Source organism: Uruburuella suis, assembly GCF_022870845.1.
Lineage (GTDB): Bacteria > Pseudomonadota > Gammaproteobacteria > Burkholderiales > Neisseriaceae > Neisseria > Neisseria suis.
This window is the reverse complement of sequence record NZ_CP091507.1, coordinates 786,581-811,455: the sequence shown is the minus strand read 5'-3', so window position 1 is coordinate 811,455 and position 24,875 is coordinate 786,581. Positions and strand designations below refer to the sequence as shown.

The 24,875-nt window shown below is 54.3% G+C and carries 22 protein-coding genes, 1 other RNA gene and 1 CRISPR repeat array (1 of these 24 cut by a window edge); of the genes, 11 read left to right on the top strand and 12 right to left on the bottom strand.

Features of this window, described 5'->3' with window-relative positions; translation table 11 throughout:
• Window positions 1-600: a CRISPR direct-repeat array (repeat unit 36 nt; unit sequence AATTCAAAAAAGCCCCATCAAATCGGGGATTAAGAC) (it extends 1,867 nt beyond the left edge of the window).
• A 257-nt stretch (window positions 601-857) separates the two neighbouring features.
• From cas2 to csm6, 6 genes are all read left to right on the top strand, one after another.
• Window positions 858-1,172 carry a CRISPR-associated endonuclease Cas2 gene (cas2, locus tag LVJ78_RS03545; protein WP_243650352.1) on the top strand — a complete coding sequence of 105 codons (315 nt, stop codon included), beginning with the start codon at window positions 858-860 and terminating at the stop codon, window positions 1,170-1,172.
• A 10-nt stretch (window positions 1,173-1,182) separates the two neighbouring features.
• A complete protein-coding gene (gene cas1 / locus LVJ78_RS03540; protein WP_132953985.1) occupies window positions 1,183-2,190 on the top strand; it encodes a CRISPR-associated endonuclease Cas1 in 1,008 nt (335 codons plus the stop codon).
• Window positions 2,168-2,437 (top strand): CRISPR-associated endonuclease Cas2, encoded by a 270-nt coding sequence (locus LVJ78_RS03535; RefSeq protein WP_132953986.1) that lies wholly within the window; start codon window positions 2,168-2,170, stop codon window positions 2,435-2,437. The genes cas1 and LVJ78_RS03535 overlap by 23 nt, the downstream gene beginning before the upstream one ends.
• A gap of 219 nt (window positions 2,438-2,656) precedes the next feature.
• A complete protein-coding gene (gene csx16, locus LVJ78_RS03530; RefSeq protein WP_132953987.1) occupies window positions 2,657-2,950 on the top strand; it encodes a CRISPR-associated protein Csx16 in 294 nt (97 codons plus the stop codon).
• Between the two features lie 31 nt (window positions 2,951-2,981).
• Window positions 2,982-4,124: a Card1-like endonuclease domain-containing protein gene (locus tag LVJ78_RS03525; RefSeq protein WP_132953988.1), complete on the top strand. Its 1,143-nt coding sequence runs from the start codon at window positions 2,982-2,984 to the stop codon at window positions 4,122-4,124.
• An 11-nt stretch (window positions 4,125-4,135) separates the two neighbouring features.
• A complete protein-coding gene (csm6, locus tag LVJ78_RS03520) occupies window positions 4,136-5,275 on the top strand; it encodes a CRISPR-associated ring nuclease Csm6 (RefSeq protein ID WP_132953989.1) in 1,140 nt (379 codons plus the stop codon).
• Between the two features lie 210 nt (window positions 5,276-5,485).
• Here csm6 and LVJ78_RS03515 read toward each other — a convergent pair whose 3' ends face one another.
• A complete protein-coding gene (locus tag LVJ78_RS03515; protein WP_132953990.1) occupies window positions 5,486-6,442 on the bottom strand; it encodes a tRNA dihydrouridine synthase in 957 nt (318 codons plus the stop codon).
• A 104-nt stretch (window positions 6,443-6,546) separates the two neighbouring features.
• Between LVJ78_RS03515 and LVJ78_RS03510 the strand changes: the two genes are divergently transcribed.
• Entirely contained in the window at window positions 6,547-6,693 is a 147-nt protein-coding gene (locus LVJ78_RS03510) for a hypothetical protein (protein WP_165870918.1), read from the top strand.
• A 9-nt stretch (window positions 6,694-6,702) separates the two neighbouring features.
• Window positions 6,703-7,656: a nucleoside hydrolase gene (locus LVJ78_RS03505; protein ID WP_132953991.1), complete on the top strand. Its 954-nt coding sequence runs from the start codon at window positions 6,703-6,705 to the stop codon at window positions 7,654-7,656.
• A gap of 78 nt (window positions 7,657-7,734) precedes the next feature.
• On the opposite strand, the gene LVJ78_RS03500 is transcribed toward LVJ78_RS03505, so the two are convergent.
• The 4 genes from LVJ78_RS03500 to LVJ78_RS03485 form a co-directional block, all read right to left on the bottom strand.
• On the bottom strand, window positions 7,735-8,247 hold the full coding sequence (locus LVJ78_RS03500; protein ID WP_132953992.1) for a TPM domain-containing protein: 513 nt from the start codon (window positions 8,245-8,247) through the stop codon (window positions 7,735-7,737).
• Window positions 8,247-9,134 (bottom strand): TPM domain-containing protein, encoded by an 888-nt coding sequence (locus LVJ78_RS03495; protein ID WP_132953993.1) that lies wholly within the window; start codon window positions 9,132-9,134, stop codon window positions 8,247-8,249. The genes LVJ78_RS03500 and LVJ78_RS03495 overlap by 1 nt, the downstream gene beginning before the upstream one ends.
• A gap of 75 nt (window positions 9,135-9,209) precedes the next feature.
• Window positions 9,210-9,533 carry a YnfA family protein gene (locus LVJ78_RS03490; RefSeq protein ID WP_425316041.1) on the bottom strand — a complete coding sequence of 108 codons (324 nt, stop codon included), beginning with the start codon at window positions 9,531-9,533 and terminating at the stop codon, window positions 9,210-9,212.
• A 66-nt stretch (window positions 9,534-9,599) separates the two neighbouring features.
• Complete coding sequence (locus tag LVJ78_RS03485) at window positions 9,600-10,190, bottom strand: LemA family protein (protein ID WP_132953994.1); 591 nt, start codon at window positions 10,188-10,190, stop codon at window positions 9,600-9,602.
• Between the two features lie 347 nt (window positions 10,191-10,537).
• On the opposite strand from LVJ78_RS03485, the gene rfbD reads away from it, so the two are divergent.
• On the top strand, window positions 10,538-11,410 hold the full coding sequence (gene rfbD / locus LVJ78_RS03480) for a dTDP-4-dehydrorhamnose reductase (RefSeq protein WP_132953995.1): 873 nt from the start codon (window positions 10,538-10,540) through the stop codon (window positions 11,408-11,410).
• Between the two features lie 293 nt (window positions 11,411-11,703).
• On the opposite strand, the gene ffs is transcribed toward rfbD, so the two are convergent.
• Window positions 11,704-11,800: signal recognition particle sRNA small type (gene ffs, locus LVJ78_RS03475), an RNA gene on the bottom strand.
• Window positions 11,801-12,249: 449 nt separating this feature from the next.
• Between ffs and LVJ78_RS03470 the strand changes: the two genes are divergently transcribed.
• The gene (locus LVJ78_RS03470; protein WP_132953996.1) at window positions 12,250-16,077 is read left to right on the top strand and encodes a DUF3683 domain-containing protein; all 3,828 of its coding nucleotides are present in this window, start codon (window positions 12,250-12,252) and stop codon (window positions 16,075-16,077) included.
• Between the two features lie 306 nt (window positions 16,078-16,383).
• On the top strand, window positions 16,384-17,439 hold the full coding sequence (locus tag LVJ78_RS03465) for an NADP(H)-dependent aldo-keto reductase (RefSeq protein WP_132953997.1): 1,056 nt from the start codon (window positions 16,384-16,386) through the stop codon (window positions 17,437-17,439).
• Window positions 17,440-17,512: 73 nt separating this feature from the next.
• Here LVJ78_RS03465 and LVJ78_RS03460 read toward each other — a convergent pair whose 3' ends face one another.
• The 6 genes from LVJ78_RS03460 to LVJ78_RS03435 form a co-directional block, all read right to left on the bottom strand.
• Window positions 17,513-18,430 (bottom strand): factor H binding protein domain-containing protein, encoded by a 918-nt coding sequence (locus LVJ78_RS03460; protein WP_132953998.1) that lies wholly within the window; start codon window positions 18,428-18,430, stop codon window positions 17,513-17,515.
• Between the two features lie 171 nt (window positions 18,431-18,601).
• Complete coding sequence (locus LVJ78_RS03455) at window positions 18,602-19,501, bottom strand: factor H binding protein domain-containing protein (RefSeq protein ID WP_132953999.1); 900 nt, start codon at window positions 19,499-19,501, stop codon at window positions 18,602-18,604.
• 184 nt (window positions 19,502-19,685) lie between these two features.
• Window positions 19,686-20,507: an undecaprenyl-diphosphate phosphatase gene (locus LVJ78_RS03450; protein WP_132954000.1), complete on the bottom strand. Its 822-nt coding sequence runs from the start codon at window positions 20,505-20,507 to the stop codon at window positions 19,686-19,688.
• 173 nt (window positions 20,508-20,680) lie between these two features.
• Window positions 20,681-22,204, bottom strand: a complete 1,524-nt coding sequence (locus tag LVJ78_RS03445) for a helicase HerA-like domain-containing protein (RefSeq protein WP_132954001.1) — start codon at window positions 22,202-22,204, stop codon at window positions 20,681-20,683.
• 325 nt (window positions 22,205-22,529) lie between these two features.
• Window positions 22,530-22,916 carry an SMU1112c/YaeR family gloxylase I-like metalloprotein gene (gene gloA2, locus LVJ78_RS03440; protein WP_132954002.1) on the bottom strand — a complete coding sequence of 129 codons (387 nt, stop codon included), beginning with the start codon at window positions 22,914-22,916 and terminating at the stop codon, window positions 22,530-22,532.
• Window positions 22,917-22,988: 72 nt separating this feature from the next.
• Window positions 22,989-24,644: an electron transfer flavoprotein-ubiquinone oxidoreductase gene (locus LVJ78_RS03435; protein WP_132954003.1), complete on the bottom strand. Its 1,656-nt coding sequence runs from the start codon at window positions 24,642-24,644 to the stop codon at window positions 22,989-22,991.
• Window positions 24,645-24,875 lie beyond the last annotated feature (231 nt).

Genomic DNA, 24,875 nt, shown 5'->3' with positions numbered 1-24,875 from the left:
TTGGTTTTAAAAATTCAAAAAAGCCCCATCAAATCGGGGATTAAGACCCGATGCACTTGCCTATCGCGCGCGCATCGAGGAATTCAAAAAAGCCCCATCAAATCGGGGATTAAGACCGGTATTTTTTATCTTCATCATATTGTTTTTGCAATTCAAAAAAGCCCCATCAAATCGGGGATTAAGACCCCATGCGGTTTCTCTTTTGTCGCACAAATCTTGTAATTCAAAAAAGCCCCATCAAATCGGGGATTAAGACGCATGCCACCGCCCAATATTGGCGCAAATGCCAAATTCAAAAAAGCCCCATCAAATCGGGGATTAAGACGCCACGTCGGTGCTGGTGGCGGTGATTTTGCAATTCAAAAAAGCCCCATCAAATCGGGGATTAAGACACCTGAAAAAGATTGGCGCCGGTGAGCTTTTTGAATTCAAAAAAGCCCCATCAAATCGGGGATTAAGACGCATTGGCTCTACTCCATCAAAAAAGCCGCTATTCAATTCAAAAAAGCCCCATCAAATCGGGGATTAAGACAGAAAACTAACTCCGTCTGAGGTAAGATTAAAAATTCAAAAAAGCCCCATCAAATCGGGGATTAAGACTCGGGCGGCGGTTTCTTCTGCCAGCCCGGTTAAAATTCTTAAATTTTAAAAATGTTCAAGTTTTAATTGCCGCTTCTATAAGAAATAACAAACTGCCTGAAATATTTAGAACTTAATTGTTTGTTTTTAATGTTTTATTTTTTCAGACGGCCTGAAAACACCGATAAAGAGAAAGCCGGCAAATTGATACAGATAACATTTATCTCACAAATTTGTATGGCTGGCGAACGGCAAAATAAAGCCATATCATCGTGGATATGCAGTTTATTTGCTGCCGGTTTTCAGGAAATGATGCGATGAAAAGGCATTTATATTTATGGGCTTACGATATTTCCTGCAACCGTTCACGGCGGCAGGTGCGGGAAATTTTGCGCGGCTATGCGGTGGGCGGGCAGAAGTCGCTGTTTGAATGTTGGTTAACAGAGCGGGAATTGGCAGCTTTATGTGCAACGCTGCCGGCCTTACTCGGCAAAAATGACCGGCTGCAGGTGGTTCGTTTGAGCGAATCGGCACAGCCGTTTTTTTATGGTTGTGCGAAAAGTATGGCTTATGAGCCGTTTGTAATCGGATAGGGGGGAAGAGATGGCAACTTTATTTATCGACCGCAAGGGCTTGTCGCTGCGAGTGGATGGGGCGGCACTGGCATTTTATGATGGGGAAAAACGGGCGGGCACGGTGCCGCTTAAGGTGCTGGAGCGGGTGTGTATCCGGGGTGATTTGCAGCTTTCGGCTTCGGTGTTGGGCAAATTGGGTGAGCAGGGTGTGGGGGTGTTGGTGTTGAGCGGGCGCAAACGTGCGCCGGTGCTGCTGATGCCGAGCTTGCGGGTGGATGCGCGGCGGCGGGTGGTGCAGTTGCGCTTGTCGGCGGATGAGGATTTCTGTTTGCAGGCTGCGCGTGGCTGGGTAGCGGCGAAAATCAGTGCTCAGGCGGCTTTGTTGGCGCGGTTGGCGGCGCGTGATGCGGTGCGCCAAGCGCGATTGGCGGCTGAGGAGCAGGTGTTGGCCAATGTGGCGGCGCAAATCGGCCGGGCTGCGGATTTGGCGGCCTTGCGTGGCTTGGAGGGGGCAGCGGCGGCGCATTATTTCGGTGGTTGGGGCAAGATATTGCCGGATTCGTGGGGCTTTTCGGGGCGCAACCGCAGGCCGCCGCGTGATGCGGTGAATGTGGTGCTGTCGCTGGGTTATACGATGCTGCATTTCGAGCTGGTGCGGCAGATTTATCTGGCGGGGCTGGATCCGTTTGTGGGCTTTTATCACGGGGTGGCGCACGGGCGGGAATCGCTGGCGTCGGATTTGCTGGAGCCGATGCGGCCTATTTATGATGAATGGGCGCTGGCTTTATTGGCCGATGGCGTGCTGCGGCCGGAGGATTTTTCGATGCGCGGCGAGGGGTGTCAAATGGGCAAGGCGGGTAGATTGCGCTTTTATGGGGCGTTTGAAACAGCGGCAAAAGGCTGGCGGCCTTTGATGTATCGTGCCTGCATGGATTTGCTCTCGGCTTTGGGCGCAGCTGCGGGTGAAACGGAGGGATTTGTGCCGTCTGAACTGATGATATTGGAGCGGGAAGATGCGTTGGCTGATTGCGTATGATGTGGTAAAACCGGCGCGTTTGCAGCGGATATACCGTTTGCTGTGCGGCCATGCGCTGCCTTTTCAGGAGAGTGTGTTTCTGCTGCGCGGAACGCAGGCGGATTTTGAGGTGTGTATGGCGGCCTTGTTGCCGCTGCTGCATTGGCAGAAGGATGATTTACGGGTGTATCCGCTGCCTAAGGGCGGTTTGTGCAAGGCTTTGGGAAAGGCGGGGCTGCCGGATGGTGTGTGGCTGCATGGGCAATGAGCAAACAAAGTTGTGCAACTTTCACGCCGGTGTTTTGTTGGGGATAATGTATTTTGTCAGTTCGCATCAAAGGGAGATTATCAAGGTCGTTATTGGTCGCAGTATGCGCTATTAAGCGCAAACGCGGGTAGCCGGTAGCAACAGGCTTTGGGGCGGTGCGGTACCTGAAAACTATTTTTCAGAGTATCAAGGCTTTTCAGCAGAGAATTGGGTAATAATATGACGGTTTATTTTGTGTCGCGCCATGAAGGCGCAGTTGCGTGGATTAAACAGCAGCCGCAATGGCAGGTGGATGTGTTTGTGCGCCATTTTAATCCGGCCGATATTGCGGTGGGCGATGTGGTGCTGGGCACGCTGCCGCTGCATTTGGCGGCAGAGGTATGTGCACGCGGTGCGATGTTTTATTTTTTAACGCTGCCGCAAACGGCCGATGGGCGTGGTTTGGAATATTCTGCCGAGGAAATGCAGCAGATGGGCTGCGGCTTGCAATGTTTTGAGGTGCGGGCGTTGTAGGCCGCCTGAAAGAGAATAAAGGAAGAAAATCATGAGAAATTTTGATGTGCATGTGTGTTTGGTGTCTAAGCAGCCGTTGCCTAATTTGATTCCGATATTGGTTTCCGACCCGAAACCGAAAGAGGTGATTTTGTTGGTCAGCCATGAAATGAATGAGCGCGCCGGCTGGCTGGAAACGGTGTTAAAAACATATCATATTCATGTATCGAAAGTTTCAATTGCTGATTCTTATGATAAAGAAGCTTTGGAAAATCAAATGCTTGATTTGAAATTGTTTGAAAATTATACAAGTCAGAATATTTTGATGAATATTACCGGCGGCACCAAGTTGATGGCCATCAGTGCTTATAGCGTGTTTTCCGCCAATGATTCAGTCTGTGCTTATTTTGTGGAGCGCAGCAATGAGTTGGTCTATTTGGATCAGGCGGGGCAAAAGTTTGTTTTAGAGCCGAAATTGAAAATTAAAGATATTTTGTTGGCGCATGGTTATGAGTTAGTGGGCAAGCCGTTGCAGCAATTGCCGATGAATAAGCCGCATTTGACTAGAGAGTTGGTTCAAGGCGACTTCGGTTCGGCGATTTCGGCTATCAACGGTGTGATATCGGATAAAAAGTTAACGGCAGATTTTCCGGAAAAAGGTGATAAGGAGCGGATTAAAACGGTTTTGGATAAATTTGAGCGTGAAGGATTGCTGCAATATGATTTGCAGCAGATTACCTTTACTGATAAGGCGGCTTTGAAATATGTCCATGGTGGCTGGCTGGAAGAGCACGTTTTATCGGCTGTTAAGGACATCAAGGGATTGCAGGACTATGCCTTGGGCGGCGAAATCATCAAGCTGGGGGCGACCGCTTCAAAACAAAAACAAGATGGAAAAGCGGACAACGAGCTGGATGTTATTGTTTTGATGAATAATAATTTACATATTATTGAGTGTAAAACGGTAAATTATACAAGTCCTTTCAATAAGGGAGAGGGAAACAATGTGATTTACCGTTTGCAGGCTTTTCAAGAGCAGGAATTGGGCGGTTTGAAAACCAAAGTGGCGTTGGTGTCTTATCGTGATTTGGACGAACCAACCAAAAAGCGTGCAAAGGACAATCAAATCCCCTGTTATGAATCTAGGAATATAGTGAATCTGAAGAACAATTTGGAAGCTTGGCTGAAAAAATAGAGCAGACTTTAATGGATATTAAACAAAAAATCCTTGTTGCGGTTACGGGAATGTCGCCGCAAATCGTAACCGAAACGCTTTATGCGCTGCACACGCAACACCAATGGCTGCCTGAAGAAATCCATGTGCTGACCACGCAGACGGGGGCGGAAAATATTATCGGTTCTCTGCTGGGTGAGAACGGCTTTTTCAGGCGCCTGTGTGCGGAATATGCTTTGCCTGCTATCCGTTTCGATACGGATTGTATTCACGTGATTCAGGGGGAAACAGGTGAGCCGTTGGCGGATATCCGTTCGCCGGGGGAAAACAATCTGGCGGCCGATCAGATTGTACGTTTTATTTATGATCTGTGTGCCGATGAGCAAACCGAATTGCACGTGTCGATTGCCGGTGGCCGCAAGTCGATGGGGTTTTATATCGGCTATGCGTTGTCGCTGTTCGGGCGGCGGCAAGACAGGCTCTCACACGTATTGGTGGAGGAGGCCTTCGAGCAAAACCGTGAATTTTTCTACCCGCCCAAACATAGCACACCGCTGAATACGGAACGCTTTGGTATGCGTGATGCGGCAAAGGCGCAGGTAATGTTGGCCGATATTCCGTTTGTACGAATGCGCGAGGGTATGCCTAAATTGGCTTTGGCCGACAATTGGAATTTTTCACGGGCAGTGGCGCTCACGCAGCAAAGCCTGAGTGATTTCAGCTTGGTGGTTGATTGTTCAAGCATGAGTATTATTTGTAGTGGCTCAAAACCGATTAAGCTGGATGTACAACACTTCAGCCTCTACAAAACTATGGCCGAGTTTAAACAGGAAGGCTTGGCTTGCGCGGTTGGAGATAAGCAATTACTGGAACGATACTGGAAAAATTACTGTGGGTTTAAACCAGGTTGGCAGAGCCACAGTAAGCAGATACAAGAGGATATCAACAAGGCAAGAAAAGAATTTGACAAAGAATTATTTCTCGACGAAAAGCCAAAAATGGAGCGGATTTTTCATGAGAGTAAATCACGCATCAAAAAGAAATTGGAATCGCATTTGAACGATTATGCCCGATATTATGAGATTGAAAGCCGGGGTGGCAATAGCCAGAAACAATATCAATTGGCTACGCCGAAAGAAAACATCCAGATAGTGGGTTTGAAAAAAAGCTAGCCGTATAAACCAAACCGGGAGTATTTAAAAATCGGGAATGTTTAAAAATCTGTGTCAATCCACTAAACTTGTTCCAACAGGGGACAACACATGAACAAACCCGCCTTCGCGGGTGCGACGGGTATCCGGTTTTGTAAAGGTCTCATCCTGCCAAGCCAAAGGCCGTCTGAAACGTTTCAGACGGCCTCATCTTTGCCAATTCAACCAAGCTTAATCAAATGCAAACTGCGCCAGCGCGCGCTTCACTTCATCGGCTTCTTTCAGGGTGCGTATGCCGTCAAACACTTCCTGCGCCTGCGGATACACGCGCTTCATCATGCCCAGCCATTGCTTCAGCCGCGCCACCGGATATTTATTGTTGGCTTCTTTGGCCAAACACAAATCGAAAAAAAGCCGTATCCAGCCCATAATTTCGGCAAAATCTGCCTCTTCCACCGCGCCGCCTTGCGTATATTGGCGGATTTGGCGCGCCAAATCGGGGCGCATCACCGCGCCGCGCCCGAGCATAATGCGCTCGCAGCCGCTCTCTTGCCGGATGGCCAGATAATCTTGCAGGGTAAACACATCGCCGTTGGCAATCACCGGTATCGCCACCGCATCGCGGATTTTGCGCACCCAAATCCAGTGCGCCGGCGGCTCGTAGCCCTCCACTTTGGTGCGCGCATGCACCGCCAGCGCCGAAGCGCCGCCCTCGGCAATGGCCAGCGCATTTTCCAGCGCCAGCGATTTATCTTCAAAACCCAGGCGCATTTTGGCGCTGAGCGCGATGTGTTCGGGCAGCGCCGTGCGCAGGGTTTTCACAATATGGTAAATGCGCTGCGGCTCTTTGAGCAGCACCGCCCCGCCCTGATGCTTGTTTACCGTGGGCGCGGGGCAGCCGAAATTCAAATCGATTTTGTCGGCACCGAAGCGCACCGCTTCGAGCGCATTGGCCGCCATGTTTTCCGCATCGCTGCCCAAAAGTTGCACCGTGCACGGCACACCGGCAAAAGTGCGGTTGCCCTGCGCGATTTCCGGCACATATTTCAGCCAGGTCGGGCGCGAATGCACGGTGTGTGTGATGCGCACAAATTCGCTCACACATTCGTCAAACCCGCCGATGCGCGTAAGCAAATCGCGCATCACGTCATCCACCAAGCCCTGCATGGGCGCCAAAATCAATTGCATAGAAACGGTAGGCCGTCTGAAACGGCAGCTTAAACATAAAAGCCGTATTGTACCGTTGTATCGGCTGGGTTACACTTTCATTTTCAACCCCCGCATGGCCGGCCATGAAAACCGTGCTGTTTGCCCTGATGTTGATGGCCGCTTTTGCTGCCGGCATGTATACCGAGCGTTTTTTGGCACAAGATGCCTGCCTCGACCAAGGCGGCGTTTATCAACACAATAATTGCCGCACCGAACCACCCCAGCCTTAGGAAATCAATATGTCTGAAAAAATCCGCCTGATTATCGACACCGACCCCGGCCAAGATGATGCCGCCGCCATTTTGATGGCACACGGCTTAGCCAAACGCGGCCTGATTGATTTTATGGCGCTCACCGTAGTGGCCGGCAACGTGAGCCTGCACCACACCGCCACCAATGCACGCATCATTTGCGACTGGGCCGGCGAAAAAGATTTTCCCGTGTATGCCGGTGCCGGCAAGCCCTTGCTGCGCAGCTTGGTAACCGCCGAAGAAGTGCACGGCAAAACCGGGCTCGACGGCGTGGAATTGCATGAGCCTGCCTGCCCCTTGCAGCCGGTGCACGCCGTGCCCTATCTGATCGACACCTTGCGCAAAGCCGATGATGCGAGCATCACCATCTGCCCCATCGGCCCCTTAACCAACATCGCCCAAGCGCTCAGCCTCGCGCCCGATATCGGCCGCGCGATTAAAAACATCGTGCTGATGGGCGGCAATTATTTCGAAGCCGGCAACATCACCCCCGCGGCCGAATTCAATTTTTATGTCGACCCGCATGCCGCCCAAGTGGTACTGCAAAGCGGCGTGCCCATCACCATTTTGCCGCTCGATGTCACCCACAAAGCCACCATCACCACCCCGCGCATGGATGTGCTGCGCCAACAGCCCAACGCCAACGGCAGCCGTTTGGCCGGCATTTTGCAAAGCTACGAGCGCTTCGACACGCAAAAATTCGGCCTCGAAGGCGGCCCCCTGCACGACCCCTGCGCCATCGCCTATGCCGTGTTTCCCGAATTTTTCAGCGGCCGCGATTGCCATGTGGCGGTGGAAACCCAGAGCGAGCTCACCATGGGCGCCTGCGTGGTCGATTGGTGGGGCACCACCGGCAAACCGGCCAATGCGCATTGGGTAACCGATGTCAACGCTAATAAAATGTTCCACGAAATGGCCGAATCCATCAGCCATCTGCCTTAAACCATCGCGCAAAAACAAAGGCCGTCTGAAACTTTTTTCAGACGGCCTTTCACACAATATTCCACACAAACCGCACGCTCAGCGCAACACCACCTCATTGGGCAATTCATCGAAATCCGCCGCTTGTGCGCGCGGGAAATGGGTGCTCAGAATCTGCGTCACCTCTTGCAAGCCCGCCACCAAGCCGCTCACAAACGCCTCGCGCCGGAAATCCGCCAGCATGGTTTGGCACACATGCTGCCACTCTTCCTCGGCCACTTTGGCAGAAATGCCCCGGTCGGCCACGATTTCCACCGCGTGATCGGCAAACGACACATACACCAGCACGCCGCTGTTGTGTTCGGTGTCCCACACGCCCAATTCGCCAAACCATTGCCAAGCGCGGGTGCGCGTGTCCAAGCCTTTGAGCACAGCCTCGCTGCTGTAGCGCGATTCAATCACAAAACGGATCTGGCCGGTGTGGTTTTGCTCCGACAAGCCGATTTTTCGGCTGATGCGCGCCAAATCAGCACCGGGAAAATAACGCTCCACGCGTGCGCGCGGGTGCAGCCAATGCTGCCACAAACGTTTGAATTTATTTTGCTCCTGCATTACCACCCTCCCGATGCGCCGCCGCCGCCGAAGCCGCCACCGCCACCACTGAAACCGCCACCGCCGCCAAACCCACCGCCGCCGCTCCAGCCGCCACCGCCGCGCGTGCCGCCAAAACCGCCGCCGCCCAGCCCGCCGCCGGAAATAAACGCGCCGCTGCCCAGCACAAAGCTCACCACGCTGCCCAGCAGCGCCACCAACACAGCCGCCACCACGCCCCAGCCCAACACCGCCACCGCCACGCCGAACACCGCGCCGCCGGTGAGCAGGCTGCCGAGCGTGCGCCCGAAAATCGCTTTCAGAAAGCCGCCCACAAAAAAAGGCACAATCAGCAGCATCATCCAGCCATCGCCCGAGCCTTCGCTGCGGGTTTGGGCGGCGGGCGCGGGCAAGGCTTCGCCGGCAATCAATTTTTCAATTTGGCTCACCGCCGCATAAATGCCGGCATCGGTTTGGCCTTTTTGCAGATAAGGGCGCAACACATCATCAAGAATGCGCTTGGCATACACATCAGGAATCGCGCCTTCCAAGCCGCGCCCCACCGCCAAATGGGTTTTGCGCTCATCGCGCACCAGCAGCAGCAACACCCCGTCGCTCACCTCTTTGCGCCCCGGCTCATATTGCTGCATCGCGCGGGCGGCATAGTCAAACGGCGTTTCCGGTGCAATCGAGGGCACGGTGAGCACGATAATCTGGCTGCCTTTTTCGCGGCTGTATTGCATCAAATGCGCATTGAGCTCGGCGCGCGCTTCGGGCTGCATCATCTGCGCGCTGTCGAGCACCGGCGCGGTGAGCGGCGGAATCGCGGCCAAATCGGCCGCCCACAGCCACGCCGCGGCCAGCAGCATCAAGGCAAACGCGCTTAGGCGTTGAAAGGCAGATAACATGAATATCCTTTTGATTTCAAGTTTTCAGACGGCATCCATCTGAAAAGGCCGTCTGAAAAAAGGCCGTCTGAACAATTATGAGCGCGCGCCCAGCATAATCACCGCCATGCCGCTCAAACACAGCGCTGCGCCTATCCAGTCGGTGGTTTGCGGCTTAATGCCGTCCACCGCCCACAGCCACAGCAGCGCCATGCTGATATACACGCCGCCGTAAGCGGCATACACGCGGCCGCTGGCGGTCGGGTGCAGCGTGAGCAGCCAGGCAAACAGCGCTAGGCTCGCCGCCGCCGGCAGCAGCAGCCAAGGTGAGCCTTGCTGGCGCAACCACACATAAGGCAGCCAGCAGCCCACAATTTCAGCCAGCGCCGTGGCGGCAAAGAGTAAAAAAGTTTTCAGCATCATCATATATTTCAGACGGCCTATCATGCACAAGCAGGCCGTCTGAACCATTCGGGCGCAAGCCGTTTAAAAGCTTACTTTAGGCGCATCCGACACCGCCGCTTCGTTTTCCACGCTGAAATTGGCGCGTGCCTTCATGCCGAAAAGCTTGGCGGTGAGGTTTTGCGGAAACTGGCGCAAGGTGGTGTTATACGTTTGCACAGCCTTGATGTAGTTGTTGCGTGCCAGCGAAATGCGGTTTTCCGTGCCCTCAAGCTGCGCCTGCAAATCGCGGAAATTCTGGTCGGCCTTAAGCTGCGGATAATTTTCCGACACCACCAAAAGCCGTGAGAGCGCGCTGCTCAATTCGCCCTGCGCCTGCTGATATTGCTTGAGTTTTTCCGGGTCGGCCGCATCATCGGCCGTCATCTGAATGCTGCCCACTTTGCTGCGCGCTTCCGTTACCTGCGTAAACACTTCCTGCTCGTGCGTGGCATAGCCTTTTACCGTGTTGACCAGATTCGGAATCAAATCGGCGCGGCGCTGATATTGGTTGAGCACTTCCGACCAGGCCGCATTGGCCGCCTCGTCTTGCGACTGCATGGTGTTGTAGCCGCAGCCGCTCAATGCAAACAATGAGGTAAACACGGCCATCACGGCCAGCCATTTTTTCAACATAGGATTTACTCCGTAAAATCAGGAACAAGCGAAAATGCACACGCACCACGCACGGCAGAGGGCAAATCACACCCACCTCAAAACAGCCCTGCTGCATAGGCTCGCCGCCTTGCAAGCTTACTTTTTTCAATGGGCATCAGGCCGTCTGAAAACAACCGCTTGAGTATAACCCAAAGCCGCCGCCGCGCAAACCGGCCGCCCAACACGCATCTATCAAACAAACGCGCGGCTACATTTCACTACCATTTTCAGACGGCCTGTTTCATAATAAGACTTTTCGATAAGACATTCGGCAACCCGCCCGCTTTCCGTCAAACCCCAAGGCAAACCCAGGAGGAATCCACCCGATGAGAATTTTACTGACCGGCTCGAAAGGCCAGCTCGGCCGCTGCTTTAAAGACCGCCTGCCCGAAGAATGGGAGCTGATTGCCGCCGATTCAGCCACCCTCGACATCACCGATGCCGAAGCCGTGCTCAATATGGTCAAAAATTTCCAACCCGACGCCATTGTCAACGCCGCCGCCTACACCGCCGTTGATTTGGCCGAAAGCCAGCGCGCCAAAGCCTTTGCCGTCAACGCCGCCGCCGTGGCAAGCCTGGCCGCCGCCGCCCGCGCCGTGCATGCCAAATTCATCCACATATCCACCGATTATGTGTTTGACGGCAGCAGCAAAGTGCCCTACACCGAAACCGCCCCGCCCGCACCCCAAAGCGCCTACGGCCAATCCAAGCTCGCCGGCGAATTGCTGGCGCTGGCCGCCAACCCCGACAGCGCGATTGTGCGCAGCGCCTGGATATTCAGCGAATACGGTCGCAATTTCGTGAAAACCATGCTCGAAGCCGCCGCCGAGCGCGACGAGCTTTATGTGGTGCAAGACCAAACCGGCTGCCCCACTTATGCCGGTGATTTGGCGCAGCTGCTGATTAATATGCTGGAAAAAGCCACCTTCCCGCGCGGCATTTTCCATTATTGCGGCAACACCTCAACCAGCTGGCACGGCTTTGCCGAAGCCGTGTTCCACACCGCCGCCACCCTCAACCCCACCTTCAAAACCCCGCACCTGCACCCCATCGACACCAGCGGCTACCCCACGCCCGCCCCGCGCCCCGTTTATAGCGTGCTCGATTGCCACAAAGCCTGCCAAGAGCTGGGTGCCGCTCCTTCCGACTGGCAAAAAGCACTCGGCAGCGTGGTGCGCAAATTGAATACTCAAGCATAAACATACTGTGCATAAATCAATACAGGCCGTCTGAAAAGTTTCAGACGGCCTTTATTTATCTGGCAAACAACGATTTTTTAAAACGTTTCCCATGCTTCATTCCGGCGAAGTGCGCAGGTCGGATTCTCGAATCCGACGCTTGTTCGCAGAACAAGGTTTTCAGGGCGGCAGTAAATGTCGGATACAAGTATCCGACCTACGGCTTTCTTGGCTGTTTGAATGGTTTCAGACGGCCTGATTTCCCCACACCAAAAGCCAAACGCCGCAGGCAAAAGCTGCGGCGTTTTCAATGAGGTGGCGAGCCAAACCCCTGGCACTGGCGCATCAGAGTGGGCTGCTGGCTTCCGCCCCTGACCCGTTGTCCCAACTTACCATGCAGGGAGACCCGCCGTAAAAAAGCTATTATAGCCGCCCTATTGCCTTGCGCACAAGCCCGAAATCCGCCCAATCGTAAACAGCCGTCTGAAAAAAGCCGCACCGGCGCTGCACTTGTCAACAATTTCTCGCCGCCAATATGAGCCGCATGCATGCTGTCCGCCATATTTTTCCATTGAAAAGTCTTTGAAATGACATTACATTCAAACTTTCCCTTTGGCTTTCAGACGGCCTGCTTTTTCTTGAGGCCGTCTGAAAAAAAAAGCAAACATCTGCCAAGCGCCGCCGCATAAAATCCTTTAAAATAGCGGGCACACATGTTTGATACCCATTCAAAAAAGTAAGCTAACAAGGTGGAAGCCTGCGACAGTACACACGTACGGCAAGGCGAGCCAACGAAGTTAGGTTATTTTTTTGGATTGGTATGAGCACACACGAAAATAATACGGAACGGACACAACACAATGAGCAACACCGCCCAGCGCATCCGCGAAATCCCTTATAACTACACCTCATATTCCGACCGCGAAATCGTCATCCGCCTGCTCGGCGATGATGCGTGGAACACACTGCAAACGCTGCGCAGCCAGCGCGTAACCGGCCGCTCGGCGCGCATGTTGTTTGAAGTATTGGGCGATATTTGGGCGGTGGTGCGCAACCCCTATCTGGTTGACGATTTGCTCGACCACCCCGCCCGCCGCGAAGCGCTGGTGAAAGAAATGCGCCACCGCTTGGGCGAAATCCACAAACGGCGCGACGACAACGAACAAGTGGCCGCGCTGGTGCAGGCGGCCGAAGCGGCGGTGGCGCGCTTCGACGGCAGCTTTGACGAAACCAAAACCCGCCGTGAGCAAATTCTCAAACGCCTGAGCAAAATCACCAAAAAACACAATATTATGTTTGACGGCTTGGCGCGCGTGTCGCATGTCACCGACGCCACCGACTGGCGCGTGGAATATCCCTTTGTGGTGGTCAACCCCGACACCGAAGCCGAAGTGGCGCCCTTGGTGCGCGCGCTGATTGATTTGGAGCTCACCATCATCCCGCGCGGCGGCGGCACCGGCTACACCGGCGGCGCGGTGCCGCTCGATGCCATGAGCGCGGTGATCAACACCGAAAAGCTCGATAAACACAATGGCGTGGAATATGTCGAGCTGCCCGGTCTCGAAGGCCGCCGGCCGGTGATTCATTGCGGCGCGGGCGTGGTCACGCGGCGCGTGGAAGAAACCGCCAATGCCGCCAAGCTTGTGTTTGCGGTGGATCCCACTTCGGCCGATGCTTCCTGCGTGGGCGGCAATGTGGCGATGAACGCAGGCGGCAAAAAAGCGGTGTTGTGGGGCACGGCGCTCGATAATCTGGCGTGGTGGAAAATGGTCAACCCCGCAGGCGAATGGCTCAAAATCGAGCGCGTGCGCCACAATTTCGGCAAAATCCACGATGAAGAAACCGCCGTGTTTGATGTGCACACGCTCGCTTCAGACGGCCTCAAAGTGGTGAAAACCGAGCGGCTGGAAATTGAGGGCAGCAAATTCCGCAAAGTCGGCCTCGGCAAAGACGTCACCGACAAATTTCTCGCCGGCCTGCCCGGTGTGCAGAAAGAAGGCACCGACGGCATCATCACCAGCTGCGCTTTTGTGCTGCACACCATGCCCAAACACACGCGCACCGTGTGCCTGGAATTTTTCGGCACCGTGGCCAACGCCACGCCCTCGATTGTGGAAATCCGTGATTACCTGCTCGGCCACGAAGCCGTAGCGCTGGCCGGCCTCGAGCATCTCGATTGGCGCTATGTGCGCGCGGTGGGCTATGCCACCAAAGCCGCCGGCAAAGGCCGCCCGAAAATGGTGCTGATTGCCGATGTGGTGTCAGACGATGAAAACGCCGTGGCCGAAGCCGCCTCACACATTGTGAAGCTCGCCAACGCGCGCGACGGCGAAGGCTTTATCGCCGTGTCGCCCGAGGCACGCAAAACCTTCTGGCTCGACCGCAGCCGCACCGCCGCCATCGCCAAACACACCAACGCCTTTAAAATCAACGAAGACGTGGTGATTCCGCTCGAACGCCTGGGCGAATATTCAGACGGCATTGAGCGCATCAACATCGAATTGTCGATTAAAAACAAGCTCGCCCTGTGCGATGCGCTCCTGCCCTATCTGCAAGGCAGCCTGCCGGTGGATCAGATGGGCACCGATCTGCCCAGCAGCGAATTGCTGGGCGAGCGCGCCAACCACGCATTGGCCCATGTGGCGCAGGTGCAGGCGCGCTGGCAATGGCTGCTCGACAACCTCGATGCGCCGCTGGCCGACTATAAAGCGCGCTACGGCAGCGCCGTGCACGCCGCACCCGAAGCCCGCGATGAAGAAAGCTGCTTTACCGCCTTTCGCGATTTCCGCCTGCGCGTGTCGGTAAAATCCGACATCATGAAGCCTTTATCCGAGATTTTCAGCGGCAAGGCCGACACCAAAATCACCGAAGCGCTGGCCAAAATCCACAGCCGCGTGGTGCGCGGGCGCGTGTTTGTGGCGCTGCATATGCACGCGGGCGACGGCAATGTGCACACCAATATTCCCGTGAATTCCGATGATTATGAAATGCTGCAAACCGCCCACAAAGCGGTGGATCGCATTATGGCCATCGCCCGCCGCTTAAACGGCGTGATTTCGGGCGAACACGGCATCGGCATCACCAAGCTCGAATACCTCACCGATGAAGAAATGCAGCCTTTTTGGGATTACAAAACGCGCATCGACCCGCAAGGCCGCTTCAACCGCGGCAAGCTGATGAAAGGCGCCGATTTGCGCCGCGCCTACACGCCCTCGTTCGAGCTTTTGGGCGTGGAATCGCTGATTATGGAGCAATCCGATTTGGGCACCATCGCCGAATCGATAAAAGACTGTCTGCGCTGCGGCAAGTGCAAGCCCGTGTGCTCCACCCATGTGCCGCGCGCCAACCTGCTCTACAGCCCGCGCAACAAAATTCTCGGCGTGGGCCTGCTCACCGAAGCCTTTTTATACGAAGAGCAAACCCGCCGCGGCGTGTCGCTGCGCCATTTCGACGAGCTCAACGATGTGGGCGACCATTGCACCGTGTGCCACCGCTGCGTGAAGCCCTGCCCTGTGAATATCGATTTCGGCGACGTTACCGTGGCCATCCGCAATTATCTGGGCAAAAGCGGCAAGCGCAAATTCAACCCCGCCGTGGCCGCCGGCATGGCTTTTCTGAATGCCAAAGATCCGCGCACCATTAACCTGCTGCACAAAGGCGTGATCGATGCCGGCTTCAGGCTGCAAAACTGGGGCTACCAAATGGGCAAAAAATTCCGTTTGGGCACCAAAAAGCAGAAAGCCGCCCCCAAAACCACCGTGGGCGCCGCGCCGATCAAAGAGCAAGTGGTACATTTCATCAACCGCCCGCTGCCGCGCAACGTGCCGATTAAAACCGCCCGCGCCTTGCTCGGCGTGGAAGACAACAAAACCGTGCCGATCATCCGCAACCCCGCGCTGCCGGAAGACAGCGAAGCGGTGTTTTACTTCCCCGGCTGCGGCTCCGAGCGCCTGTTCAGCCAAGTGGGCTTGGCCACCCAGGCCATGCTGTGGCACGCCGGTGTGCAAACCGTGCTGCCGCCGGGCTATCTTTGCTGCGGCTACCCGCAAGACGCCGGCGGCAATGCAGCCAAAGCCGAAGAGATGACCACCGAAAACCGCGTGCTCTTCCACCGCGTGGCCAACACGCTCAACTACCTCGACATCAAAACCGTGGTGGTGAGCTGCGGCACCTGCTACGACCAGCTGGAAAAATACCGCTTTGAAGAAATTTTCCCCGGCTGCCGCATGATAGACATCCACGAATTTCTGCTCGAAAAAGGCATCAAGCTCGATGGCGTAACCGGCCAGCAATACCTTTACCACGACCCTTGCCACTCGCCCATCAAAACCACCAACCCCACCGCACTCACCGGCCAATTGATGGGGCAGGAAGTGTTGCTGAGCGACCGCTGCTGCGGCGAGAGCGGCATGTTTGCCGTGAAGCGCCCCGACATCGCCACGCAGGTAAAATTCCGCAAGCAGGAAGAAATCGAGAAAAACAAAGCCGCACTGCCGCCGGGCGAGCCCGTGAAAATGCTCACCTCCTGCCCCGCCTGCCTGCAAGGCCTGAGCCGCTACAGCGACGACAACGCCATGCCCGCCGACTACATCGTGGTGGAAATGGCCAAGCACATTCTCGGCGAGCAATGGCAAAACGATTTTGTGAAAAAAGCCACAGAAGGCGGCATTGAAAAAGTGTTGCTCTAACCAGCTGATACAAAAAGGCCGTCTGAAATATTATTCAGACGGCCTCTCGATTAAATTTCTTCTTATACCAATTCAAAAAAGTAAGCTAACAAGGCGGCGAGCCGCAGACAGTACAACTAGTACGGCAAGGCGAGACAACGAAGTTAGGTTATTTTTTTGGATTGGTATTATTTCAAATTCAAACAAAGGATACTCCCATGCTGATGCGCCGTATCAAACAAGTTGTTGTGGCCTATTTGGTGCAAAAAGCCGTACGCCATATTTCCCGCAAAATGCAGCAACGCCGCTAACCGAAAGGACACCGCCATGCAGTATAACGAACTGGGCCGCACCGGCATAAAAGTGAGCCGAATCTGCCTCGGCACCATGACTTGGGGCGAGCAAAACACCCAAGTCCAAGCACACGAGCAGCTCGATTACGCCCTCTCGCAAGGCGTGAATTTTATCGACACCGCCGAAATGTATCCCGTGCCGCCGAATCAAGAAACCTATACCACCACCGAGCAATACATCGGCGCGTGGATTCAGGCGCGCGGGCGGCGTGATGATATCGTGCTCGCCAGCAAAATCGCCGGCCCCACCGGCAACAACAATCTCGACGGCTATATCCGCGGCGGCAACAACAATTTTTCGCGCGCGCAAATCATCGAAGCCTGCCACGCCAGCCTCAAACGGCTGCACACCGATTACCTCGACCTTTACCAATTGCACTGGCCCGAGCGCCAAACCAATTTTTTCGGCAAACTCGGCATGAACGAAATCAGCGCAAACGAGCACTACACCCCGTTTGACGAAATTCTCGACGCCATGGGCGAATTGGTGCGGCAAGGCAAAATCCGCACCTACGGTTTGTCCAACGAAACCCCGTGGGGCACGCTGCGCCATTTAAACGCCCACGAAGCCCGCCCCGGCTCGCCCCGCATCGCGTCGGTGCAAAACCCATATAACCTGCTCAACCGCAGCTACGAAGTGGGCATGGCCGAAATCTCGCTGCGCGAAAACGTGCCGCTGTTGGCTTATTCGCCGCTCGCTTTCGGCGTGCTTTCCGGCAAATACCGCCACGGCCAAAAGCCCGAAGGCGCGCGTCTCACCCTGTTTGAACGCTTCCAGCGCTACAGCAAGCCCAAAGCTGCCGAAGCGGTGGAGCGCTATGCCGCCATCGCCGAAGCCGCCGGCCTCTCGCTCGCCACCCTTTCGCTGGCTTTCGTAAACCAGCGCACCTTTGTGGCCGCCAACATCATCGGCGCCACCACCATGGCGCAATTGCGCGAAAACATCGCCAGCGCCGATGTGGTGTTGGGCCAAGACATCCTGGCCGCCATCGATGCCGTGCACGCCGAAATCAGCAACCCGTGCCCTTAATGAAGCAATAAAAGGCAAATCAACAAATAGGCCGTCTGAAAGCTTTCAGACGGCCTATTTGTTGCTCGATAAATCAGCGTTTGCCGCCGAAACCGATAATATCAGCAGCGCTCTTTTCTGGTGCACGCTGTATAACGAGTCCACTCACTTCTTCAGCTTGCGGCCCTGCAAACATTAAACCGTAAAACATTTGTTTATTGGATTTTTCTGCACGCGCAGTAGAAGAAATCCCAAAAGCAGCTTGCTTAGAATCAAAAAACTCATCAAATTTTTCAATATCGCCTTTTTCTAAAACTACCCGTCCGAATTGACCCAATCCGGTAATTTCACCTGATCCGATACGATTTTTAAAATCAACATTATAAACCAGTGTGCCTTTATCTTTGGCAGTAAATGCTTCACCACGATAAACAGCATGAATATTCAAAGCGTCAATTGCTGTTTTTGTTGTGGCCAAACCCAGTATATTTTCTATAGTGAAACTTGATTCCGCATCAATAAGTGTAACCGGCTCATTATTTACTTTAAAATTATTCATATAACTGCCTATAACAACAGAATAAGGTTGTTGATAAAGTCTTAACGTGCCCTCCACTACTCGAACATCATCTTTCGCAAAAGCTCTTTGATGATATATTTCTTGCGTTTTATTATCAAATAGCGCGGTAAAAGTCACACCTTTGTAACGTTCCGTATCTTTAAAGGGATAATCATGCAAACCCAGCGGCACCGGTGTTAAATCGATTTTCTCATTTCCTTTTGCATAAGTTTGCCCGAATGCCTCCTTAGCAACATTACTGCCTGCATACTCCACATCGATTTCCCATAATTTCGCCTGCCGCACCTGCGCCCGATAAGCTTCCGGCACCGCATTTAAAGCAGACAGGCCGGTGTCCGGTTGGCTGCCTGCAACGCCGCTGCCACCACCACCGCCGCCGCACGCGGTTAAGCCCACCATCATCGCCCACATCGAGCATTTAAGCATATTCATTGCGTTTCCTTTATCATCGTTGTTGTATTGTTATCTTAACATTTTCCGCCTTTTGATAACAAATGTTCACAACAAAACCATCACGCCCAACATTACTTTTCATGCCAATGTCGTTTCTTTGCAAAGAGACCGTCTGAAAGCTTTCAGACGGCCTATTTGTTGCTCGGTAAATCAGCGTTTGCCGCCGAAACCGATAATGCCTTCATCCCTTTTTCTCTGCCATTCCGGATTCGCCTGCACCATGCCGCTGATTTCTTCGGCTTTAGGCCCGGCAAACATCAAGGTATAGCCCGCTTTGCCTTGTTTTTCCGAAGTGGCCGTCGCAGAAATGCCGACAACGTTTTTCATATCCAACCATTCAGGCATAGTGGCAATATTGCCTTTTTCCAAGGCAATGCGCCCGAATTGATCCAAGCCGGTGATTTCGCCCGAGCCATTGCGCGCTTTAAAATCCACTTGATAAACCAATTCGCCCCTGTCTTTCGCGGTAAAAGCTTCGCCCCGATAAGTGGCCTGGATATTCAAGGCATCCACGGCTTCTTGGGTGGTGGCCAAGCCTAAGATATCGGTGATCAAAAAATCGGCATCGGCATCCGCCCATGCCTTACGGGGATCATTATTAAGCTGCAGGCCGGTTGTATAGTTGCCAACCACAATGGAATAAGGCTGCTGATACACCCGAAACACACCATCTGTTGTCACCACATCACCGGTTTTAAGCTTTTGCTCACCAAACACCGTATTCATAGTAAACGGCCTTTTTGCTTTTTCTGTGTCTTTATACGGATAATCGTTCAAACCCAAGGGAAGCCCCGACAAATCAATTTCAGCGTCTTTGTTGCCATATGCTTTGTCAAAAAGCTCTGCCGTAAAAATGCTGTGCTCATTTTCCATTTCAAACTGCCAAGTCTTCGCCTGCCGCACCTGCGCCCGATAAGCCTCCGGCACCGCATTTAAAGCCGACAGGCCGGTGTCCGGTTGGCTGCCTGCAACGCCGCTACCACCACCGCCGCCGCCACACGCGGTTAAGCCCACCATCATCGCCCACATCGAGCATTTAAACATATTCATTGCGTTTCCTTTATCATCGTTGTTGTTGTAGCACTATCTTAACATTTCCCACTATTTAATAACAAATGTTCACAACAAAACCATAACCTCCAACATTACTTTTCATGTCAATGTCGTTTCTTTGCAAAGAGGCCGTCTGAAAGCTTTCAGACGGCCTCTTGATGATCTGTTCAGCGCTGCATCATCAATCCCATTTCACCCAGCCCATTGCCCAAGTGAGCAGAATCAGCCCGCCGAACACGATGCGGTAATAGGCAAAGGGCACATAATTTTTCGTGGCCACAAATTTCAGCAAGGCTTTTACCGCCAGCAGGCCCGATGCGAAAGCGGCCACAAAGCCCACAGCAATCAGGCCGATATCCTGCATACTGAAGAGCGAATAGTGTTTTGACACATCGTAAACGGTGGCGGCAATCATCACCGGCACGGCCAGGAAAAACGAAAATTCCGTGGCCACTTTGCGATCCAGCCCCCAGAGCATGCCGCCCATAATGGTGCTGCCCGAGCGCGAGGTGCCGGGCACCAGCGCCAGAATCTGCGCCAATCCCACCACCAGCGCATCGCGCACTTTCATGTCATCCACATCGGTCACTTTGGGCTTGCGCGTGCTTTGTCTGCGCTCCACCCACAAAATCACGAAGCCGCCCAGCACCAGCGCGGTGGCCACGCTGATGGGGTTGAAGAGCACAGTTTTAATCTGCTTGCTAAACAGCAGGCCCACAATGGCCGCCGGCACAAAAGCCACGGCCAAGTTGGTAACAAAGCGGTTTACCTTGGCATCGCGGCCGAAATTTTTCACCACATAGCCGAAACGCTGGCGGTATTCAAACACCACTGCCAGCACCGCGCCGAGCTGGATGGCGATTTCAAACACTTTGCCGTTGCTGTGAAAATCCAGCAGGCTGCCAAACACAATCAAATGGCCGGTGCTCGACACCGGCAGAAATTCGGTCAAACCTTCGACAATGCCCAAAATCAGGGCTTTAAACAACAACACAATATCCATTACATGCTTTCAAGCGGCCGGGTTGGTTTAACACAAAAGCGCGGGCAGCGGCCATTTACCCGGCTTGTCAGACTCTTGCCTATGATAAAAGTTTTTGCGGCAAAAAGGCTTAACAAAATATTAACGGCAAAAAATGTTTTCAGACGGCCTGTGCCGTCTGAAAACATTTGCGCTTATTTCAATATATTTTTAATCACGCCCATCACGCTGCGCGAAATCGCGCGCGTTACCTGCTGATTGATCTGGCTGCCCACCGAATCGGCCAAATCATAAGCAACGCCTTGGTTGGCTTTTTTGCGCCCGCCGAACAAGCCGCCCAAAAAGCCGCCCATCATGCCGTTTTGCTGCGGCGCCGCGGCAGCGGCTTTGTCGGCCTGAGCCTGCGCTTTGGCAACGTTTTGCGCTTCGGCCGTCTGCGCTTGCTGCGCATCAAGCTCGGTGAGCGCTTCGTAAGCGGAATAATTGTCGATCATATCTTTATAGTGGCGGTAGAGAATATCGTTTTGGAATGTGCTGTCGCGCTCGGCGGCGGCCAGCGGCGTGAGGCTGGATTGCGGCGGCAGCACAAAAGCGCGTTCCACCGGCGCGGGCATGCCCTTTTCATCGAGAAACGACACCAAAGCCTCACCCACGCCCAATTCGGCAATGGCTTCCACCACATTGATATTCGGATTGGTGCGGAAGGTTTCGGCGGCGGCCTTCACCGCTTTTTGGTCGCGCGGGGTAAAGGCGCGCAAAGCGTGCTGCACGCGGTTGCCGAGCTGGCCCAGAATGCTGTCGGGCAGATCGAGCGGATTTTGGGTAACGAAATACACGCCCACGCCTTTGGAGCGGATCAGGCGCACCACTTGCTCGATTTGCGCCACCAAAGCGGCAGGCGCGTTGTCGAACAATAGATGCGCTTCGTCGAAAAACATCACAAATTTGGGCTGCTCGGGGTCGCCCACTTCGGGCAGCGTTTGAAACAATTCGGCCAGCATCCACAGCAAAAACGCGCTATACATGCGCGGGCTGCGCATCAGCTTTTCGGCATTGAGAATATTGATCACGCCTTTGCCGCCCTCGGTCTGCATCCAGTCTTCCAGATTGAGCGCCGGCTCGCCGAAAAGGTTGGCCGCGCCTTCGTTTTCGAGCGTAAGCAGCTGGCGCTGCACCGCGCCCACGCTGGCGGCAGACACATTGCCGTATTGGCTGCGATATTCGGCGGCATGGTCGGCCACATGCTTGAGCAGGCCGCGCAAATCTTTTAAGTCAATCAAATGCCAGCCATTGTCGTCCGCCACGCGAAACACCAAATTAAGCAAGCCCTCTTGCGTGTCGTTTAAATTCATCAAGCGCGAGAGCAGCATCGGCCCCATCTCGGAAATCGTGACCCTGAGCGGAATGCCGGCCTCGCCGAACACATCCCAAAAGCGCACCGGAAAACTTTGCAGCCAAGCCGCGCCCAGCCCGAATTCGGCAATGCGCTCGCCCACTTTGCCGCTGTCGGCACCGGCATTGACGATGCCCGACAAATCGCCTTTCACATCAGCCAAAAACACCGGCACGCCCTGATTGCTGAACGCCTCGGCCATGCGGCGCAGGGTAACGGTTTTGCCGGTGCCGGTGGCGCCGGCAATCAGGCCGTGGCGGTTGGCCATTTTGCCTTGGATTTCAAGCGTGGCGGCGCCGGCACGGGCGATGGGAAAGGTAATCATGGTGGTATTCCTTATCAGGAAAAGTGTGGTGGACAAAGATGCGCTATTGTCTTACGAATCGGCAGGCGGTGCAAATGCGGCGGCAACAGGCCGTCTGAATGTTTTGGGAAAAGCGGCAAATCACCCACAGAGTTTTCAGACGGCCTTGCCGATGTGAAACCAAGATGGGTAGGTCGGATTCTCGAATCCGACACTTGTTCGCAGAACAAGCATATCCCGCGTGTTTGGCCTTGCGGCCAAATGTCGGATTCGAGAATCCGACCTACGGAACTGGCCTACCTTTTGTGTCACTTTATTATGCATTTCACTATACTTTCAGACGGCCTTATTCCTGATAAAACTCAATCGGCAGCTTATCGGGATCTTGAATAAAAAAGAAATCTTTGCCGGTGTATTCATCGGTGCGTATGGCTTCGCAATCCACGCCCAAGCCTTGCAATTGCGCGCGTTGGGCGGCCACATCGGCCACGGCAAAAGCCAGATGGCGCAAGCCGCAGGCTTCGGCGCTGACGGGCCGGCCGGGGCGCGGCGGCGGATTGGGGAAGGAAAACAATTCCAACGCATAATGGCTGCCGATGCCCAAATCGAGCTTCCAAGAATCGCGCTCGGCGCGGTAATGCTCGGCCAGCACGGTTAAGCCCAGCGTTTCGGTGTAGAAGCGTTTGGATACGGCATAATCGGAACAGATAAGCGCAATATGGTGTATTCTCATAAATTTTCTTGCTTCAGACAAAAGGCCGTCTGAAAGGCTTTCAGACGGCCTAAACAGGCTTTTAGGGTCTGCTCACATGGCGCCGTAATTGGGGCCGCTGCCGCCTTCGGGGCACACCCAGGTGATGTTTTGGGTGGGGTCTTTGATGTCACAGGTTTTGCAGTGCACGCAGTTTTGCGCATTAATCTGCAATTGCGGCCGGCCGCCCTCTTCCACGATTTCATACACCGCCGCCGGGCAATAGCGGGTTTCCGGCGCGGCATATTCGGCCAGGTTCACATCAAGCATGATTTGCGGATTGGCCAATTTCAGGTGATTGGGCTGCCCCTCTTCGTGGCTGAGGTTGGCGAGAAACACGCTGCTCAAGCGGTCAAACGTGAGCACATTATCGGGCTTGGGATAGGCTATCGGGTGGCAGGCGGCGGCTTTTCTCAAGCTGTTGTGGTCGCTGCCGTGGTGCGCAATCGTCCACGGCGCGCGGCCTTTGAGCACATATTGCTCCAGCGCGGTATAAGCCATCGCCGGCCACATGCCCCATTTAAAGGCGGGGCGCACATTGCGCACTTCGTTGAGCTCTTGATAAAGCCAGCTGCGCTCAAAACGCTCTTGGTAGCTGTCGGCTTCTTTGCCACTTTCCAGCGTTTGCGCATCGGTGATCAACACATCAAACACCGCTTCTGCCGCCAGCATGCCGGATTTGAGGGCGGTGTGTATGCCTTTGATACGCGGCACGTTTAGAAAGCCGGCGCTGTCGCCTGCCAGCACACCGCCTTTGAATGAGAGCTTGGGCAGGCTTTGCAGGCCGCCTTCGCTCAACGCGCGCGCACCATAGGCAATGCGGCGGCCGCCTTCAAAGGTTTTGCGGATTTCGGGGTGGGTTTTGAAGCGCTGGAATTCTTCAAACGGCGACATATACGGGTTTTGGTAATCCAGCCCCACCACAAAGCCCACGGCAACTTGGTTGTTATCAAGGTGATAGATAAACGAGCCGCCATAAGTTTGGCTGTCGAGCGGCCAGCCCACGCTGTGTATCACTAAGCCGGGCTGGCATTGCGGCTCAGGCACTTCCCAGATTTCTTTGATGCCGATGCCGTAGGTTTGCGGCTGACTGTCGCGATCGAGCGCGAATTGTTGGATGATTTGTTTGCTGAGCGAGCCGCGGCAGCCTTCGGAAAAAATGGTTTGCTGCGCCCACAATTCCATGCCGGGTTGGTAATTTTCGCTGGGCGTGCCATCGCTGTTTAAACCCATATCGCCGGTGGCAATGCCTTTCACCGAGCCGTCGGCATGGTAAAGCACTTCGGAAGCGGCAAAGCCGGGATAAATTTCCACGCCCAAGGCTTCGGCCTGCTCGGCCAGCCAGCGGGTGAGCGCGCCTAAGCTGATGATGTAGTTGCCGTGGTTTTCAAAGCTCGGCGGTGTGGGCAGCTTCACGGCTTTTTGCTCAGTGAGCAGCAGCATGCGGTCTTCGGCCACGCTGCGCGCAAGCGGCGCGCCCTGCGCCTGCCAGTCGGGCAAAAGCTCGCTCAGGGCTTTGGGATCGATTACGGCGCCCGATAAAATGTGTGCGCCCACTTCTGAGCCTTTTTCCACCACGCACACGCTGATGTCGCGGCCGCTTTTTTCGGCCAGTTGTTTTAATTTGATGGCGGCGGCGAGCCCCGCGGGGCCTGCACCGACGATAAGCACATCATATTGCATGCTCTCGCGCTGGATGGTTTCGGTCATGTGTCGGGTTCCTGTCGGTTTGTTATTTTAATGGTTTGTTGTTTTATATAGTGGAATGCATGAAAAACTGATACAAGCCGGCATAAGGCATGTGCTTCGGCCACGCACGCAGAAGCCCTTTAAAACGCGTGCGTGGCTGTGCCACACACCCTACACACGTTTGAGACTTATGCTTTTTTGTGGCCGTTTTTCTTTGATTTCACTATGGCTTTCAGACGGCCTGAATGATTC

Excerpts from the sequence above, each read along its gene's own strand:
- LVJ78_RS03445 (WP_132954001.1), bottom strand. The coding sequence starts at position 22,204 with ATGATTACCTTTCCCATCGCCCGTGCCGGCGCCGCCACGCTTGAAATC.
- cas2 (WP_243650352.1), top strand. The coding sequence starts at position 858 with ATGCAGTTTATTTGCTGCCGGTTTTCAGGAAATGATGCGATGAAAAGG.
- LVJ78_RS03455 (WP_132953999.1), bottom strand. The coding sequence starts at position 19,501 with ATGAATATGTTTAAATGCTCGATGTGGGCGATGATGGTGGGCTTAACC.
- LVJ78_RS03490 (WP_425316041.1), bottom strand. The coding sequence starts at position 9,533 with ATGCTGAAAACTTTTTTACTCTTTGCCGCCACGGCGCTGGCTGAAATT.
- LVJ78_RS03495 (WP_132953993.1), bottom strand. The coding sequence starts at position 9,134 with ATGTTATCTGCCTTTCAACGCCTAAGCGCGTTTGCCTTGATGCTGCTG.
- LVJ78_RS03435 (WP_132954003.1), bottom strand. The coding sequence starts at position 24,644 with ATGACCGAAACCATCCAGCGCGAGAGCATGCAATATGATGTGCTTATC.
- LVJ78_RS03485 (WP_132953994.1), bottom strand. The coding sequence starts at position 10,190 with ATGTTGAAAAAATGGCTGGCCGTGATGGCCGTGTTTACCTCATTGTTT.
- csx16 (WP_132953987.1), top strand. The coding sequence starts at position 2,657 with ATGACGGTTTATTTTGTGTCGCGCCATGAAGGCGCAGTTGCGTGGATT.
- LVJ78_RS03505 (WP_132953991.1), top strand. The coding sequence starts at position 6,703 with ATGTCTGAAAAAATCCGCCTGATTATCGACACCGACCCCGGCCAAGAT.
- LVJ78_RS03535 (WP_132953986.1), top strand. The coding sequence starts at position 2,168 with ATGCGTTGGCTGATTGCGTATGATGTGGTAAAACCGGCGCGTTTGCAG.
- LVJ78_RS03525 (WP_132953988.1), top strand. The coding sequence starts at position 2,982 with ATGAGAAATTTTGATGTGCATGTGTGTTTGGTGTCTAAGCAGCCGTTG.
- LVJ78_RS03460 (WP_132953998.1), bottom strand. The coding sequence starts at position 18,430 with ATGAATATGCTTAAATGCTCGATGTGGGCGATGATGGTGGGCTTAACC.
- LVJ78_RS03465 (WP_132953997.1), top strand. The coding sequence starts at position 16,384 with ATGCAGTATAACGAACTGGGCCGCACCGGCATAAAAGTGAGCCGAATC.
- csm6 (WP_132953989.1), top strand. The coding sequence starts at position 4,136 with ATGGATATTAAACAAAAAATCCTTGTTGCGGTTACGGGAATGTCGCCG.
- LVJ78_RS03510 (WP_165870918.1), top strand. The coding sequence starts at position 6,547 with ATGAAAACCGTGCTGTTTGCCCTGATGTTGATGGCCGCTTTTGCTGCC.
- gloA2 (WP_132954002.1), bottom strand. The coding sequence starts at position 22,916 with ATGAGAATACACCATATTGCGCTTATCTGTTCCGATTATGCCGTATCC.
- LVJ78_RS03515 (WP_132953990.1), bottom strand. The coding sequence starts at position 6,442 with ATGCAATTGATTTTGGCGCCCATGCAGGGCTTGGTGGATGACGTGATG.
- rfbD (WP_132953995.1), top strand. The coding sequence starts at position 10,538 with ATGAGAATTTTACTGACCGGCTCGAAAGGCCAGCTCGGCCGCTGCTTT.
- cas1 (WP_132953985.1), top strand. The coding sequence starts at position 1,183 with ATGGCAACTTTATTTATCGACCGCAAGGGCTTGTCGCTGCGAGTGGAT.
- LVJ78_RS03470 (WP_132953996.1), top strand. The coding sequence starts at position 12,250 with ATGAGCAACACCGCCCAGCGCATCCGCGAAATCCCTTATAACTACACC.
- LVJ78_RS03450 (WP_132954000.1), bottom strand. The coding sequence starts at position 20,507 with ATGGATATTGTGTTGTTGTTTAAAGCCCTGATTTTGGGCATTGTCGAA.
- LVJ78_RS03500 (WP_132953992.1), bottom strand. The coding sequence starts at position 8,247 with ATGCAGGAGCAAAATAAATTCAAACGTTTGTGGCAGCATTGGCTGCAC.